Source organism: Streptomyces sp. NPDC017936 (assembly GCF_044328485.1).
Classification (GTDB): domain Bacteria; phylum Actinomycetota; class Actinomycetes; order Streptomycetales; family Streptomycetaceae; genus Streptomyces.
The window spans coordinates 341,202-356,321 of the sequence record NZ_JBIRHK010000007.1 but is presented as its reverse complement, the minus strand read 5'-3'; the positions used below and the strand labels follow the sequence as shown (position 1 = coordinate 356,321).

Genomic DNA, 15,120 nt, shown 5'->3' with positions numbered 1-15,120 from the left:
CTCAGGACACCGAGCTTCGCTGTCCGGAGCTGTCGAAATCCTGTCGTACAACTTTCAAGAGCGTATCGATCCGTCCGCGTGCGGGACCGGGGCCTTCCGCCGGGGGCCGGGTGCCGCAGTATGAGCGGGTGGAAAAAGTACGACTCCTCGTGGTGGACGACGACCCGCCGATCGCCGATCTCGTGGCGACGGTCGCCCGCTACGAGGGCTGGGAGGCGGTCACCGCGAACTCGGGTGAGGAGGCGCTGCGCCGCGCCGCCGAGTTCCGGCCGGACATCGTGGTGCTCGACCTGATGCTGCCCGACGTCGACGGCTTCGGCGTCCTGGACCGGCTGCGCCGCTCCGGGACGATGGTGCCGGTGGTGTTCCTCACGGCCCGCGACGGGGTCGCCGACCGGGTCGCGGGACTGACCCGGGGCGGCGACGACTACCTGGTGAAGCCGTTCGCCGTGGAGGAGCTGATGGCCCGGCTGCGGACCGTGCTGCGGCGCAGCACGGGCCCCGCCTTCCAGCGGTCGGTGCTGCGGACCGGGGACCTGACGATGGACGAGGACACCCGCGAGGTGCGGCGCGGCGAGAAGCTGCTCACCCTCACCCCCACCGAGTACGAGGTGCTGCGCTACCTGATGCGCAAGTCGCCGACCGTGCTGACCAAGGCGCAGATCCTCGACCACGTCTGGGAGTACGGCTTCGGCGGGCGTTCCAACGTCGTCGAGCTCGTCGTCAGCCGGCTGCGCCGCAAGCTGGACGCGGCGGGCGAGCCGCTGATCCACACCGTGCGCGGGTTCGGGTACGTGATACGGCAGGCGCCGGAGTGATCCGGCGGGCCGGACGGGCGTACCGCGGCATGCGGCTCGGCACCCGGCTGGCGCTGGGCCTCGGGGCGCTGGCGCTGGTCGTGTTCGCCGTCGTCGGCACCGCGCTGACGACGTCCATGCGCGACTACCTGTCGGCGCAGCTCGACACGCAGCTGGCGCAGGGCCAGATCGCCCAGTCCAAGAGCATCGCGGACCACGGCACGCTGTCGGGCAAGAAGTACTACAGCTGGTTCTACGCCGTGTACGACGTGTCGGACGGCACGCCCGTGCTGCGCGAGCCCGAGGACCCGGCCGACCTGCCGGAGGACGTCGACGACTTCACCGCCGTGGCCAGGGCCCGGACCGTCGCGGACACGGAGGTCGTGCGGACCGGGCACCTGACGGGAAAGGGCGCGTACCGGCTGCGCGCCTGTGAGGTGGAGCCGGGCGTCGTGCTGGTCAGCGCCGCGCCCATGGACGACATCGAGGACACCCTGGGCCGGCTGATCACGGTCCAGGTGGTCACCTTCGTCCTCGCGCTGCTGGCCCTGGTGGTGTTCGGCCGGGCCCTGCTGCGCCGCGGACTGAAGCCCCTGAGCGACATGGCGCACACCGCGCACGGCATCGCCTCGCACGACCTGACGGAGACGGCGGCGCGGCTGCCGCTGCGCGCCCCCCGGTCCGGCGGCGCCCCGGAGGTGGAGGAGCTGCGCACCGCGTTCAACACGATGCTGGAGCACATCGACGACTCCCTCGCCGTCCGCGCGGAGGCCGAGCAGCGGCTGCGCCGCTTCGTCGCGGACGCCTCGCACGAGCTGCGCACCCCGCTGATGTCGGTGCGCGGCTACGCGGACCTGTTCCAGTACGCGGCCGCCAACGCACCCGAGGAGCGCGACAGGCACCTGGCCCGGCTGCGGGCCGAGGCCGCGCGCATGGGCGTCCTCCTCGACGACCTCCTGCTGCTCGCCCGCCTGGACGCGGCGGAGGTCGAGACACCGCTGCGCAGGGAGGACACCGACCTGGTGGAGCTGGTCGAGCAGGCCGCCGACGCCTTCCGGGCGAGCCACCCCGGCCATCCGCTGGCGGTGGCGCCGGGGCCGTCGTCGGTCCGGCTGCGGCTCGACCCGCAGCGCGTCCGGCAGGTCCTGGACAACCTGCTCACCAACGCGGCCGTGCACACCCCGGCCGGCACGCCGGTGTCCGTCGCGGTGTCGGTCACCGCGGACACGGCGTGCGTCCGTGTCGCCGACCGGGGCCCCGGCATCCCGCCCGGCGACCGGGAGCGGGTCTTCGACCGTTTCTACCGCGTCGACAAGGCCCGCAGCCGCGACCGCGGGGGCAGCGGTCTGGGCCTGGCGGTGGCCCGCTCCCTCGTCGAGGCGCACGGCGGGACCCTCGCCCTGGACACCGCCGCCCCGGACGCCGCCCCGGCCCCGACGGTCTTCGTCCTGACCCTCCCACGGGAACCGGCCGTACGCGGATGACCGGCCGTACGCGGATGACCGGCCGTACGCGGATGACCGGCCGTACGCGGATGACCGGCCGTACGCGGATGACCGGCCGGGCCCCTCGGGCCGGCCGGGCTCACCACGGCGTCGCCCCGGCGGGATGAGCGGCGGGGGGCCGGGGCAGACATGTCACAGCGCCACCGCACCGCAGTCGCCCCTCCGCCCCCACACCGTCGGCCGCCGGACACCGCACCGTCACACCGGAGGGGAAGCTCTCCCCCTGTTCCTCCCCTGCCCAGGGCCGATCCGTCACCCCGCCGCCCGGCGGAGGCGACGCGAAAGGACGACGTGCGCCGTGCCCCCGCTGCCGCTCGACGGTCCCGCCGCCCCGCTCCCCCGCGCGGACGACCACCACCGGACCTCTCCCGCCCCCGCCGCCCCTGCCACGCCGGGCGCCCGCGCCGCTCCGGGCACCTCCCGCACCCCCCTGGCCTCCCCCACGGCCCGCCGTGCGCTGGTCCTGCTCCCGTTCCTGCTGCTCGGGATCTGGGCGGCGTTCGACTGGCGCGCCGTGCGCGACGGCACCGCCCGCCTCGCCACCGCGGACCCCTGGTGGCTGCTGGCCGGGCTGGTCTTCACCTGCCTCGGCTGGGTCGCCGCCGCCTGCGTCCGCCAGGGCGCGCTCCCCGACCGGCTGCCCAAGGGCCTGCTGCTGGCCTCGCAGATCGCCGCGGGCGCCGCGAACCACCTGCTGCCCGCGAGCATCGGCGCCCACGCGGTCACCGTCCGCTTCCTTCGCCGCCAGGGCGTCCCGCTTCCCCGGGCCACGGCCTCGATCGCCCTGTACTCCCTGGTCAGAGCACTGGCGAAGACACCTCTGCTGCTCGTCTTCCTGCTGGCCACCCCGACCGCCGTACCGCCCGTCGGCCTGCTGCCGCAGGGGCGGACACTGGCCCTGGCCGTCGCCGGCCTCCTGCTCGTCCCCGCGGCGGCCGCGGCCCTCCTCACCCTGGTCCGCCCGCTCCGGCGCCCCGCCCTGGACTTCGTCCGCACGGCCCTCACCGACGCACGGGACCTGCACACCCGCCCCAGCCGCTTCCTGCCCCTGTGGGGCGGCGCGGCCGCTGCCCCGCTGCTCCAGGCCTGTGTCGTCGCCTCGGTCGGCACGGCGCTCGGCGTCCCGCTCTCCTGGCCGCAACTCGTCTTCGCGTTCCTCGCCGCGAGCACCGCGGCGGGCGCCGTCCCCGCGCCCGGCGGCATCGGTCCGATCGACGCGGCCCTGGTGCTCACCCTGGCCGGCTACGGCACCCCCCTCGCCCTGGCCACGGCCACGGTCATCGGCTACCGCGCCCTGACGGTCTGGCTGCCGCTGCTGCCGGGGATGCTGGTGCTGTCGGCGCTGGTGCACCGCGAAGCCCTCTGAGCACACGGCCCCGGACGGGGAACGCACCCGGCGGGACCACCGCGTCCCGGGACGGCCGGCCGCCGGCGTACGGGCCGGTCGCGCGCGGGCCGGCCCTCCGCGGGCCGCCGGGTCCCCGCCACAGCGGCCTCGGGCCGCCGCGCCCGTCCGTCCGGCACCGGGCGCGGGCGCGGGCGGGACCACCGGCGCAGGCCGGTCCGGCTCCCGGCCGGAAGCCGGGAGCCGGACCGGCGCGCCTGATGCGGCGTCAGCCCTCGGCGGGCGTCAGCCGCAGCGAGATGCTGTTGATGCAGTACCGCTGGTCGGTGGGGGTCGGATACCCCTCACCCTCGAACACGTGCCCGAGGTGCGAGCCGCAGCGCGCACACCGCACCTCCGTGCGCACCATCCCGTGCGAGCGGTCCTCGATCAGCTCCACCGCGTCGCTGTCCTTCGGGTCGAAGAAGGACGGCCAGCCGCAGTGCGACTCGAACTTGGTGTCGGAGGTGAACAGTTCGGCGCCGCAGGCCCGGCAGGAGTACACGCCCTTCGCCTTGGTGTCGGTGTACTCACCGGTGAAGGCGGGCTCCGTCGCGGCCTGCCGCAGCACGGCGTACTCGGCCGGGGACAGCTCCGCCCGCCACTGCTCGTCGGGCTTTTCGACGTCGTACGACATGAAGGCCAACCCCTTACTCGGATCACGGCCGTGCGAGACGGCTACTGCTGGGCGAGACGGTCCAGGATGCGCGGACCGAGGTCGGTGACATCGCCCGCGCCCATGGTGAGAACGAGATCACCGGGCCGGGCCATTCCCGCGATCACGGACGGCACCTCGTCCTTGTCGTGCACGGGCGTCACCTGCGCGCCCGCCGCCCGGGCCGCGTCGATGACCAGCTCGCTGGTGACGCCCGGGACCGGGTCCTCGCGGGCCGGGTAGATGTCGAGGACGACGGAGGCGTCGGCGAGGGCCAGCGACTGCCCCATCTCCGTGCCCAGCTCCTGCGTCCGGGAGAACAGGTGGGGCTGGAAGACGACCAGGATGCGGGCGTCACCGGCCGCCGCGCGCATCGCCTCCAGGTCCGCCGTCATCTCCGTCGGGTGGTGCGCGTAGGAGTCGATGACCTGGACGCCGGCCTGCTCGCCCTTCAGCTGGAGACGCCGCTTGACGCCGGTGTAGGCGGCCAGGGCGGGCGCCAGCTCGTCGGCCGGGATGCCGAGGGCCACACCCGCCGCCAGCGCGGCGACCGCGTTGTGCGCGTAGTGCCGGCCGGGCACGGAGACCGTGAAGGTGAGCTCCCGGCCCTCCAGCAGCACGGTCACCCGGCTCTTCAGCCCCTGCGCCTCCACGGCCAGCACCCGCACGCCGGCGTCCTCGGCCTCGCCGTACGTCACCACCCGCACGCCCTCGACGCGCCGCGTCAGCTCCCGCGCGCCCTCGTGGTCGGCGGAGATCACCAGCGTGCCGCCGGGCACGATCTTCCCGGCGAACGTCTCGAAGGACTCGTAGATCTCGTCCATGGACGCGTAGTTGGCGTGGTGGTCCAGCTCCACGTTGAGGACGATGGCGACCTCGGGCGCGTACTTGTGGAAGCTGCGGTCCGACTCGTCCGCCTCGGCGACGAAGATCTCGCCCGTGCCGTGCAGCGCGTTGGAGCCGGGCGCGTCCAGGTCGCCGCCGATCGCGTACGAGGGGTTCAGCCCCAGCTCGCCCAGCGACACCGCGAGCATGGACGTCGTGGTGGTCTTGCCGTGCGTGCCGGCGACCGCGATCGGCCGCAGTCCGTCCATCAGCCGGGCGAGGGCGTCCGACCGGTGGACGACGGGGATCCCGAGCTCGGCCGCGCGGGCCAGCTCCGGGTTGTCCGCCCGGATCGCCGAGGACACCACGACGCAGCTCGCGTCGTCGGCCAGGTGCTCGGCGGCGTGGCCGATGTGCACGGTCGCCCCGAGGGCCCGCAGCGCCTGGGCGGTCTCGGACTCCTTGGCGTCGCTGCCCGCCACCTTGGCCCCGCGCTGGGCGAGGATCTTCGCGATCCCCGACATCCCGGCGCCGCCGATGCCGATGAAGTGCGGTCGGTCCATGGCGGTAGGGAGGCCGGGTGCCATGCGTGTTCTCCAGGGTGCGTACGACAGGGGATGAGCGCCCCCACCTTATTGCGCGGGGCCCGCCGGACCCAGCCAGGGGCACCGGACCGTACCGGTGTGCGGCTCCGCCGCGCGGGCGCGGCCTGCGCCGGCGCGCCCGCGCCGGGGGACGCGCCGCCCCCTCACGCCTTGCTGTGCGAGAACAGCTTCAGCACCGGCACCCCCACCTTGTGCCGCGCCCGGGACGCCCAGTCGCGGTGGAAGAACTCCTCCACGTAGTGCGGGTCGGTCAGCACGATCACCTCGTCCGCGCCCACCTCCTCGACGACGCCTCTGAGCGCGTCCAGCGGATGGTCCTCCACCAGCCGCCCCTGAGCCGCGCTCCCCGCGGAGCGCAGCGCGGTGAGGGACACCTCGAGCGCTCTCTCCCCCACGCTCTTGGCCTCCTCGCCCTCGGGCGTCTCCCCCTCGCGGACGGCCTCGTCGAGCTCGCCGAGGGCGATGTCGTCGATGGCCCGCAGCAACCGGTCCGCCTGGTCGCCGCGCGGCTGGAGCAGCACGTGGAAGGCGACCGGCTCGTCCCCGTGCAACGTGGTGACGAACTCCACGTCGGCGGACGTCAGGGCTTTCTCGATCATCAAAACACTGGTGAACACCGGCGCCCCATTCTCCTTCGAGGGCCCCCTGGCCCCCGGTCCTCCGTGGGCCGTGCCCGGCCCCGCGGTAACCGTCATCTTCCGCCGCACGGGGTGCGGCGGTCCTGATCTGCGCACCCCGAGCTAACCGGAACTACAGATTCCACCGTCGTCGGGACACGGGGTGTCGAGCCCGGATGCCCCCGATCCGGCGGATCACACGCGCCGTTCTTCCCCTCGGTCCCCGCCGTGCCTGCTGTACCTGCCATAGAGGAACCCGTCCTCCTCCAGCAAGGACACCAGGGTGAACCGGTGCGGAACGGTGACCGACGGGCCGCCCGCGATGCGCTGCGCGTCCCCCGCGGTGAGCAGCGGCGAGACGGTCAGGCACAGCTCGTCGAGCACCTCGGCGGCCACCAGCTGCCCGAGCAGCCGCGGGCCGCCCTCGGTCAGCAGCCGGGTGTGCCCGAGCCCGGCGAGGGCCCGTACGGCCCGCGCGGGCTCCACCCCCGCGCCGTCACCGGCGACCACCACCCGGGCGCCGGCCTTCTCCGCGGCCGCGATCCGGTCGGGGGCGGCCGAGGCGCCGGTCAGCAGCAGGGTCGGGACCAGCGGCGAGGTGAACAGCGGGAGCGAGAGGTCCAGGTCCAGGCTCGCCGTGACGATCGCGATCGCCGGGGCGGGCGCCTGTCCGGCCGCCCGTCGCCGCTCGGCGAACTCCGCACGCGCGCGTGCGGGCCGGTACCCCTCCTGCCGTACCGTTTCCGCACCGACGAGCACCACATCGGCGAGTCCGCGCAGGGTGCCGAAGATCCGCATGTCGGCGGCGTTGGAGATGGGCTGGGAGCGTCCGTCGTGCTGGGCGGCCCCGTCGAGCGTGGAGACCATGTTGGCCCGCAGCCAGGGGCGGACCCCGCCGGGCCCCGGGGCCGGATAGGCGTAGGCGTCGGCGATCTCGTCGAGGCTCCACTCACGAGCCTCCCGCTCCGCACGGATCCTCGGGGCCCCGTCGTCCCCGTCCGGGGTCCGGGCCGCTGTCTGGTCGGTCACAGGGAACAGGCGTCGCATGTCAGGCAGTCTGGCACGGCGCTTAGCATGGGGAACCGTGTCGTCCTCCTCCCCCGCCCCCGGCCTCGGCCCGACAGCCGACGCGGCCCCGCTGTCCCTGTGCGCCCGTGAGCCGTACGTCCCCGCGGACCGGCTGGTCGCCGAGATGGTGCCGCCGCCGCGCTTCGACTCGGTCCGCTTCAGCACGTACCTCCCGGATCCGAACCAGCCCAGCCAGACCGAGGCGGTCGGCGTCCTGGAGGGCTTCGCGACGGGGCTGGGCGGGGCGCACTCCGCCGGCGCCGCCAAGCGGGGGTTCCTCGGCTTCGGCAGGGCGAGGGCGCCCAAGGCCCCGGCCGGCCCGCGCGGCGTGTACCTCGACGGCGGTTACGGCGTCGGCAAGACCCACCTGCTGGCCTCCCTGTGGCACGCCACCCCGGCGGAACCCGCGCTCAAGGCGTTCGGCACCTTCGTGGAACTGACCAACCTGGTCGGCGCCCTCGGCTTCCAGCAGACGGTCCGGACCCTGTCCGGTCACCGTCTGCTGTGCATCGACGAGTTCGAGCTGGACGACCCCGGCGACACCGTCCTCGTCTCCACGCTGCTCGGCAAGCTGGTCGAGGCGGGCGTGGCGCTCGCCGCCACCTCCAACACGCTGCCGGGCAAGCTCGGCGAGGGCCGGTTCGCGGCGGCCGACTTCCTGCGCGAGATCCAGGGCCTGTCCGCGCACTTCCGCACCCTGCGCATCGACGGCGAGGACTACCGCCACCGCGGCCTGCCCGAGGCGCCGGCGCCGTACTCCGACGAACAGGTCACGAAGGCCGCGCACGCCACCGGGGGCGCCTCGCTCGACGACTTCCCGCACCTGCTGGAGCACCTCGCCAAGGTGCACCCCAGCCGCTACGGCGCCCTGACCGACGGCGTGCGGGCGGTCTGCCTCACCGACGTGCGGCCGGTCCCCGACCAGTCGACGGCGCTGCGGCTGGTCGTCCTCGCCGACCGGCTCTACGACCGCGAGGTCCCGGTGCTGGCCTCCGGACTCCCCTTCGACCGGCTGTTCAGCGAGGAGATGCTGAACGGCGGCTACCGCAAGAAGTACTTCCGGGCGATATCCCGCCTCACCGCGCTGGCCCGCGACGGCCGGCGCCTCGCCGAGCCCCGGTAGACGGCCCCTCCGGCCCGGGCCGGAGGACCGGATCGCGCCACGCACCCCTCGCTTTTGAGGCGCGCTTCGACTCGCCACGCCGAGTTGACCCTGCGGACGACTTCGCAGGGTTAACGTGTTTCTTGACCAGCCGTTGACCAACCGTTGGTCAGAACCAGAGGTACGTGTGGCGCGGAGGGGGGCGCATGTTCCGAGGCACGACAGTCCGGAGCCTGGTGTCGCTCCTCGCCGCCGTCCTGCTGGCCCTCCCGTTCCTCGCGTCCTCGCCCTCCTTCGCCCACGTGCCCACGGTCCGCCACACGGAGGCCGATACCCGGCCCGGGATCACGTCTTCCGGCAAGCCCCCGCAGGGCGAGACGGTCACCTCCCGCTCGTGCGGCCGGTCCGGGGCGCCCGGCGATCCCCTGCGCACCCGCGACCGCCACCGCGCCACCACGGCGGCCGGTTCCACGCCCCAGGAGCGCGTCCCGGCGGCACAGGATCCCGCGCCGGCCCACCGGCCGGGCGGCCCCGCCGCGCCGTACCACCACTCGTCGAGACACGTGGCGAGCCACTCTCCGGCGGCACTCCAGGTCTTCCGCTGCTGAGGGAGCGGAGCAGAACAGCGGTTCCCCCACCTGTCCTGTTTTCCTGCACGCCCGACGCGCCCCCCACGGCGCGCCAGGAGGAGTCACCACTCATGCAGCCCCTCATCGACAACGCCCGTGCCTTCGGACAGCGCCCTGAGGAGTTCGCCGGGCTCGCCGACGGCCAGTCCCCACAGGTCCTCTTCGTCACCTGCTCCGACTCGCGGGTCGTTCCCGCCCTGATCACGGGCGCCCGTCCCGGCGAGCTCTTCGAGCTGCGCACCGCGGGCAACATCGTGCCCCCCTACGGCTCCGAGCGCCCCACCGGCGAGGCCGCGACCATCGAGTACGCCGTCGAGGTGCTCGGCGTCCAGGACGTCGTCGTCTGCGGCCACTCGCACTGCGGCGCCGTCGGCGCGCTGGTGCGCGGCGACGACCTCGACGCCGTGCCCGCCGTCCGGGACTGGCTCGCGCACGCCGCGGACGAGCCCGCGGCCGCCGACCCCGACGACCCGACCGTGATGCGGGCGGTGCAGAACCACGTCCTCGCCCAGCTGCTGCGCCTGCGCTCCTACCCGTGCGTGGAGAAGCGGCTGGCGGACGGCCGGCTGCGGGTGCGCGGCTGGTACTACGAGGTGCACACCGGCGCCGTACGCGAACACCGGGTGGACACCGACACGTTCGAGGCGCTGTGAGCGCCGCGACGACCCGGGACCCGCAGCGGATATCCCGGTTCCCCCACCTCCGGCAGGACTTCGCCGCCTCGCTCGTCGTCTTCCTGGTCGCGCTCCCGCTGTGCGTGGGCGTGGCCGTGGCCTCCGGCGTGCCGGCCGAGCTCGGGCTCGTCACCGGCATCGTCGGCGGTGTCGTCACCGGCCTGATGCGGGGCAGCAGCCTTCAGGTGTCCGGCCCCGCGGCCGGGCTGACGGTGCTGGTCTTCGAGGCGGTGCGGGAGTTCGGGCTGCCCGTGCTCGGCGTGATCGTGCTCGTCACCGGCGTGCTCCAGATCACGATGGGCGTCCTGCGGCTGGGGCGTTGGTTCCGGGCCATCTCGATCTCCGTCGTCGAGGGCATGCTGGCCGGGATCGGTCTGGTGCTGATCGCCGGACAGCTGTACTCGGTCGTCGGCGCGAAGGCGCCGGACTCGGGCCCCGCGAAGCTGGCCGGGCTGCCGGGGGCGCTCGTGGACGCGCTCGGCGACACCGGAGCGCTGGCCTCCCTCGGGCTCGGGGCCGGCACCGTCGCGGTGCTGGTGCTGTGGAAGCGGATGCCGGCGAAGGTGCGCGCGGTGCCCGGCCCGCTGGCGGCGGTCGGGCTGGCGACGGCGGCCGCCTTCGTCCTCTCGCTGCCCGTGGCCACCGTCGAGGTGCGGGGGCTGCTCGGCTCGATCCAGCCGCCCTCCCTGGACGCCTTCGGTGAACTGGCGGGGTTCGGCCTGCTGGGCACGGTCGCCGCCTTCACGCTGATCGCGTCCGCCGAGTCGCTGTTCAGCGCGGCGGCGGTGGACCGGATGCACGACGGGCCGCGCACCGAGTACGACAGGGAACTGGTCGCGCAGGGCGCGGGCAACGCCGTCTGCGGCGCGCTCGGCGCGCTGCCGATGACCGCGGTCATCGTGCGCAGCTCGGCCAACGTCCAGGCGGGCGCCCGCACCAAGGCGTCCCGGGTGCTGCACGGCGTCTGGCTGCTGCTGTTCGCGGCCCTGCTGCCGAACGTGCTGGCGTACGTGCCCCTGCCGGCCCTCGCGGGCGTCCTCGTGCACGCCGGCGCCAAGCTCGTGCCGCTCCGCGCGCTCGCGGCGCTGTGGCGCGAGCACCGCGGCGAGGCGCTGATCCTGGTGGTCACGGCCGTGTCGATCGTCGCGGTGAGCATGTTCGAGGGCGTCCTCATCGGTCTGGCCCTCGCCGTCGTCAAGACGGCCTGGGAGGCCTCGCACGTCAGGCTGGAGGTCGTCGACAAGGGCGCCGGCCCCGTCCGGGCGTACCTGTCGGGCAACGCGACCTTCCTCAGGCTGCCGAAGATCCTCGACAGCCTGGAGGCCCTGCCGCAGGACCGCCCGGTCGAACTGGACCTGCGCGGCCTGCACCACCTCGACCACGCCTGCCGCACGGCGCTGGAGACGTGGGCCGAGCGGCACAGCGCGGCCGGCACCGAGCCGGTGAGGATGACGACGGCCGCCTGAACGGGGCGAGGCGCACTCCCGCCTCCGCGGTTCCGGTCCGTTGCCGGGTCCGGGCATGGCCCCGGACCCGGCAACGGACATATCGTTACAGCAGCAGACATTCCTGGCTCCTCATGCCTCGTGGAGGAGGTCGTCATGCTCGAGGAACTGCTGACGGCGGCCGTGGCGGTCGGCGTCGCGGGATTCGCGTACTTCGTGGCGGGCGCACGGGTGGTCAAGCAGTACGAGCGCGGGGTCGTCTTCCGGCTGGGCCGGGTGATCGGCGACGTCCGTCCGCCCGGCTTCACCATGGTGGTGCCTGCCGTCGACCGGATGCGCAAGGTCAACATGCAGATCGTGACGATGCCGGTGCCCGCCCAGGAGGGGATCACCCACGACAACGTGACCGTGCGCGTGGACGCGGTCGTCTACTTCCGGGTGGTGGACCCGACGGCGGCCGTCGTCAACGTCGAGGACTACCGGTTCGCGGTCTCGCAGATGGCGCAGACCTCGCTGCGGTCCATCATCGGCAAGAGCGAACTGGACGACCTGCTGTCGAACCGGGAGAAGCTCAACGAGGGCCTGGAGCTGATGATCGACAGCCCGGCGGTCGGCTGGGGCGTGCAGATCGACCGGGTCGAGATCAAGGACGTGTCGCTGCCCGACACGATGAAGCGCTCGATGGCCCGCCAGGCCGAGGCCGACCGTGAGCGGCGGGCCCGGATCATCAACGCGGACGCCGAGTTCCAGGCGTCGAAGAAGCTGGCCGAGGCGGCGCAGCAGATGGCCGACACCCCCTCCGCGCTGCAGTTGCGGCTGCTCCAGACGGTGATGGCGGTGGCGGCGGAGAAGAACTCCACGCTGGTGCTGCCGATCCCGGTGGAGCTGCTGCGCTTCCTGGAGAGGGCCCAGCAGCCCCAGCCCGTCCCGGGCCCGGCCCAGCAGACCGGACGGCACCCGTCACAGCCGCGGCCGCTCGACCAGCAACCGCCCCCGTCACCGCCGCGACCGCTCGACCAGAAGCCGTCCCCGTCGCAGTCGCCGCCGCGGGCCGTCACCCGGTGACGCGCGCTACGCGCGTTGTTCCCGAGGCGCGCGGCAAGTGGTAGACACAGCGGGACCACAGTTCCTGTCCGCCAGCAGGAAGGTTTCGCCATGTCGGAAATCCGTCAAGCGGCAACCCGCCGTCAGATCCTCGCCCGCACCGGCGCCGTCGGTGCGGGCATCGTGTTCTCCGGGGCCCTGTCCGAGCTCTTCACGGAGTCGGCCGCCGCCCGCGCCCTCGGCCACACCGGCTACGGCCCCCTCGTCCCCGATCCGCACGGCCTGCTCGACCTTCCGGAGGGCTTCCGCTACCGGGTCCTCTCCCGCGAGGGCGAGCGGCTGCGGTCCGGCGAGGGCCCGGTCCCCTCGAACCACGACGGCATGACGGCCCTCCCCGGCCGCCGGGGCCGCGTCCACCTGGTCCGCAACCACGAGAACCGCCACACCGCCGCGCACGGCGTGCCGACCGTCGAGGGCCTGACGTACGACCCGGCCGGCAAGGGCGGCTGTACGGCCCTGACGCTCGCCCCGGACAACGGGGTGCTCGACGAACGGGTGGCGATCGCCGGTACGGCCGTCAACTGCGCGGGCGGCCCCACCCCCTGGCACACCTGGCTGACCTGCGAGGAGACCGAGGACCGGGCCGGCACCAACGGGTACACCAAGGACCACGGCTTCATCTTCGAGGTCGACCCGTCCGACCCGCACCGCACCGGCGCCGTCCCGCTCACCGCGATGGGGCGCTTCCAGCACGAGGCGATCGCCGTCGACCCGCGGCGCGGGGTCGTCTACGAGACGGAGGACGCGTTCGAGAAGCCCTTCGGCCTGTTCTACCGCTTCCTGCCCGAGAAGCCGCTGGGCGGGGTGGGCTCGCTGCGGGCGGGCGGCCGGCTGCAGGCGATGCGCGTGCCGGGCGTCGCGGACCTGTCGTCGATCCGGGAGACGGGCGCGGCCTTCGACGGCGTCGAGTGGGTGGACGTGCCCGACCCGCTGGCCGCGCGGACCGCGATCCGCTTCCAGGACTTCGGCCCGAAGGGCATCACGCACGCGCAGAAGCTGGAGGGCTGCTACTGGGGCGGGCGGTGCGTCTACTTCGTGTCCTCGTTCGCGCGCGGCTCGGACGGCTCCGCCGCCGACCACTACGGCCAGATCTGGCGCTACGACCCGGAGCGCCGCCGGCTGACCCTGGTGATCGTCTTCGGCCCGGACACGGACGTGCGACTGCCCGGCGAGTCCCCGGACAACATCTGCCTCGCTCCCGGCGGCGGCCTGATGGTCTGCGAGGACGGCAACGGCGCCCAGCACGTCTTCGGCGTGACCCGGGGCGGCGAGGTGTACGCGATGGCCCGCGGCCGCCAGAACATCGGCACGCCCGAGGAACCGGAGTGGGGCGAGTTCGCCGGCGTGACCTTCTCCCCCGACGGCCGGACCATGTACGTCAACTGCTACACCCCCGGCACGACGTTCGCGGTGACGGGCCCCTGGCGCCGCTGATCCCCCCGCGACCGCCGGTCCGTCCGGCGGCGACGAGCCGCGGCCCGCCCGTCCCCCCGGCCGGGGGCCGGGCGGGTGACAGCGGATCGGACGCGCCTCCATATCCACAGACAAGCTGTTTTACGCCTCCTACCTTCATACGGTGATCGCTTCCGTACGCCGCCTCGCCGCCGTCTGCCTCCTCGGTGCCGCGCTCGCCGCCTGCGGCACGGACCAGCCACCCCGGCCCGCCCGCCCGGCGCCCGCGCCGCCCTCGCCCGCGGCGCCCCGGCCGCACACGCCGGCCCCCGGCCCGGACGGTCCGGCGCCCGTCTTCTCGCACGCCCTCCGCACCCGCGACCGGACCGTCGCCCTCACCTTCGACGCCGACATGACCGCCGACCAGGGACCGCGCGCGGCGGCGGGCGAGCGGTTCGACAACCCCGAGCTGATCGCGACGCTGCGGGCGCTGAAGGTCCCGGCCACCGTGTTCATGACGGGCCGGTGGGCCGAGGAGTACCCGCTCCAGGCCCGCGCCATCGGCCGTGACCCGCTGTTCGAGATCGCCAACCACTCCTACAGCCACTACGCCTTCACGGACGACTGCTACGGCCTGCCGACCCTGCCCGAGGACCGGATGCGGGCGGACGTGGAACGCGCGTACACGGCCTTCCGCGAGGCCGGCGTGCCGGACGCCAGGCCGTACTTCCGCTTCCCCGGCGGCTGTCACGACCGGCGCGCGCTGCGGGCGGTGAGCGGCGCCGGAGTGACCGTCGTGCAGTGGGACGTGGTGAGCGGGGACGCCTTCGCGACGGACGCGGACGCCGTGGCCCGGGACGTGCTGGAGGGCGTGCGGCCGGGCTCGGTGGTGGTCATGCACTGCACGCGCAGCGCCGCCCCGGCCACCGAGCGGGCGGTGCGCGCGATCGTGCCCGAGCTGCGCCGACGGGGCTACCGCTTGGTGAAGGTGTCCGAGCTGATCGCCGGCCGCGCGCGGCCGGCGGTGAGCGCGGCGCCCTCTCGTACGCTGGAACCATGAGCGACGACGCGGGCGACACCGACTCCTGCCTGACCGACGCGACCCGGCCGCCGAGGGCCGACGGGCCGCCGTACGCGGACTGCGTGCTGTGCCGGGAGCCCACGGAGTACCCGGAGTCGTACAAGGGGATCACGCTGTGCCCGGTGTGCGAGTGGCAGGAGGCGCAGCGCACCGCCTGCTCGGGGTGACGGGAGGGGGAGGTCCTCGCCCGTCCGGCGGTCGCGGGAGGTCCTCGCCGTTCGCGGGTCGAGTACCCTG

At 74.1% G+C, this 15,120-nt stretch carries 15 protein-coding genes; 11 read left to right on the top strand and 4 right to left on the bottom strand.

The genetic code is table 11. The features are described from left to right. Window positions 1-128: 128 nt before the first annotated feature. From ACH4F6_RS17395 to ACH4F6_RS17385, 3 genes are all read left to right on the top strand, one after another. Window positions 129-818, top strand: coding sequence for a response regulator transcription factor (locus tag ACH4F6_RS17395; protein ID WP_397961017.1), 690 nt, complete (start codon window positions 129-131; stop codon window positions 816-818). Beyond that, window positions 815-2,281, top strand: a complete 1,467-nt coding sequence (locus ACH4F6_RS17390) for a sensor histidine kinase (RefSeq protein ID WP_397961016.1) — start codon at window positions 815-817, stop codon at window positions 2,279-2,281. Before ACH4F6_RS17395 ends, ACH4F6_RS17390 begins: the two co-directional genes overlap by 4 nt. 319 nt (window positions 2,282-2,600) lie before the next feature. Continuing rightward, entirely contained in the window at window positions 2,601-3,668 is a 1,068-nt protein-coding gene (locus ACH4F6_RS17385) for a YbhN family protein (protein ID WP_397961015.1), read from the top strand. A 247-nt stretch (window positions 3,669-3,915) separates the two neighbouring features. On the opposite strand, the gene msrB is transcribed toward ACH4F6_RS17385, so the two are convergent. From msrB to ACH4F6_RS17365, 4 genes are all read right to left on the bottom strand, one after another. Further along, window positions 3,916-4,323: a peptide-methionine (R)-S-oxide reductase MsrB gene (gene msrB, locus ACH4F6_RS17380; RefSeq protein ID WP_397961014.1), complete on the bottom strand. Its 408-nt coding sequence runs from the start codon at window positions 4,321-4,323 to the stop codon at window positions 3,916-3,918. A gap of 41 nt (window positions 4,324-4,364) precedes the next feature. After that, window positions 4,365-5,753, bottom strand: coding sequence for a UDP-N-acetylmuramate--L-alanine ligase (murC, locus tag ACH4F6_RS17375; RefSeq protein WP_397961013.1), 1,389 nt, complete (start codon window positions 5,751-5,753; stop codon window positions 4,365-4,367). A gap of 161 nt (window positions 5,754-5,914) precedes the next feature. Beyond that, window positions 5,915-6,388, bottom strand: coding sequence for an indole-3-glycerol phosphate synthase (locus tag ACH4F6_RS17370; protein WP_397961012.1), 474 nt, complete (start codon window positions 6,386-6,388; stop codon window positions 5,915-5,917). Window positions 6,389-6,583: 195 nt separating this feature from the next. Continuing rightward, complete coding sequence (locus ACH4F6_RS17365; RefSeq protein WP_397961011.1) at window positions 6,584-7,435, bottom strand: pyrimidine reductase family protein; 852 nt, start codon at window positions 7,433-7,435, stop codon at window positions 6,584-6,586. Between ACH4F6_RS17365 and zapE the strand changes: the two genes are divergently transcribed. The 8 genes from zapE to ACH4F6_RS17325 all read left to right on the top strand — a co-directional run bounded on the left by zapE (window position 7,434) and on the right by ACH4F6_RS17325 (window position 15,050). Next, on the top strand, window positions 7,434-8,579 hold the full coding sequence (gene zapE, locus ACH4F6_RS17360; protein ID WP_397961010.1) for a cell division protein ZapE: 1,146 nt from the start codon (window positions 7,434-7,436) through the stop codon (window positions 8,577-8,579). The two genes, ACH4F6_RS17365 and zapE, sit on opposite strands and share 2 nt — an antisense overlap. 185 nt (window positions 8,580-8,764) lie before the next feature. Continuing rightward, complete coding sequence (locus ACH4F6_RS17355) at window positions 8,765-9,166, top strand: hypothetical protein (RefSeq protein ID WP_397961009.1); 402 nt, start codon at window positions 8,765-8,767, stop codon at window positions 9,164-9,166. A gap of 92 nt (window positions 9,167-9,258) precedes the next feature. Continuing rightward, on the top strand, window positions 9,259-9,840 hold the full coding sequence (locus ACH4F6_RS17350; RefSeq protein WP_397961008.1) for a carbonic anhydrase: 582 nt from the start codon (window positions 9,259-9,261) through the stop codon (window positions 9,838-9,840). After that, the gene (locus ACH4F6_RS17345) at window positions 9,837-11,327 is read left to right on the top strand and encodes a SulP family inorganic anion transporter (protein ID WP_397961007.1); all 1,491 of its coding nucleotides are present in this window, start codon (window positions 9,837-9,839) and stop codon (window positions 11,325-11,327) included. Before ACH4F6_RS17350 ends, ACH4F6_RS17345 begins: the two co-directional genes overlap by 4 nt. A gap of 135 nt (window positions 11,328-11,462) precedes the next feature. Continuing rightward, window positions 11,463-12,371: a slipin family protein gene (locus tag ACH4F6_RS17340; protein WP_397961006.1), complete on the top strand. Its 909-nt coding sequence runs from the start codon at window positions 11,463-11,465 to the stop codon at window positions 12,369-12,371. Between the two features lie 90 nt (window positions 12,372-12,461). Continuing rightward, window positions 12,462-13,844, top strand: a complete 1,383-nt coding sequence (locus ACH4F6_RS17335; RefSeq protein WP_397961005.1) for a PhoX family protein — start codon at window positions 12,462-12,464, stop codon at window positions 13,842-13,844. A 142-nt stretch (window positions 13,845-13,986) separates the two neighbouring features. After that, a complete protein-coding gene (locus ACH4F6_RS17330; RefSeq protein WP_397961004.1) occupies window positions 13,987-14,862 on the top strand; it encodes a polysaccharide deacetylase family protein in 876 nt (291 codons plus the stop codon). After that, a complete protein-coding gene (locus tag ACH4F6_RS17325) occupies window positions 14,859-15,050 on the top strand; it encodes a hypothetical protein (protein ID WP_397961003.1) in 192 nt (63 codons plus the stop codon). The genes ACH4F6_RS17330 and ACH4F6_RS17325 overlap by 4 nt, the downstream gene beginning before the upstream one ends. Window positions 15,051-15,120 lie beyond the last annotated feature (70 nt).

Bases quoted from the DNA above. Each gene is read 5' to 3' on its own strand.
- ACH4F6_RS17340 (WP_397961006.1), top strand. From the start codon at position 11,463: ATGCTCGAGGAACTGCTGACGGCGGCCGTGGCGGTCGGCGTCGCGGGA.
- murC (WP_397961013.1), bottom strand. From the start codon at position 5,753: ATGGCACCCGGCCTCCCTACCGCCATGGACCGACCGCACTTCATCGGC.
- msrB (WP_397961014.1), bottom strand. From the start codon at position 4,323: ATGTCGTACGACGTCGAAAAGCCCGACGAGCAGTGGCGGGCGGAGCTG.
- ACH4F6_RS17325 (WP_397961003.1), top strand. From the start codon at position 14,859: ATGAGCGACGACGCGGGCGACACCGACTCCTGCCTGACCGACGCGACC.
- ACH4F6_RS17350 (WP_397961008.1), top strand. From the start codon at position 9,259: ATGCAGCCCCTCATCGACAACGCCCGTGCCTTCGGACAGCGCCCTGAG.
- ACH4F6_RS17355 (WP_397961009.1), top strand. From the start codon at position 8,765: ATGTTCCGAGGCACGACAGTCCGGAGCCTGGTGTCGCTCCTCGCCGCC.
- zapE (WP_397961010.1), top strand. From the start codon at position 7,434: ATGTCAGGCAGTCTGGCACGGCGCTTAGCATGGGGAACCGTGTCGTCC.
- ACH4F6_RS17335 (WP_397961005.1), top strand. From the start codon at position 12,462: ATGTCGGAAATCCGTCAAGCGGCAACCCGCCGTCAGATCCTCGCCCGC.
- ACH4F6_RS17365 (WP_397961011.1), bottom strand. From the start codon at position 7,435: ATGCGACGCCTGTTCCCTGTGACCGACCAGACAGCGGCCCGGACCCCG.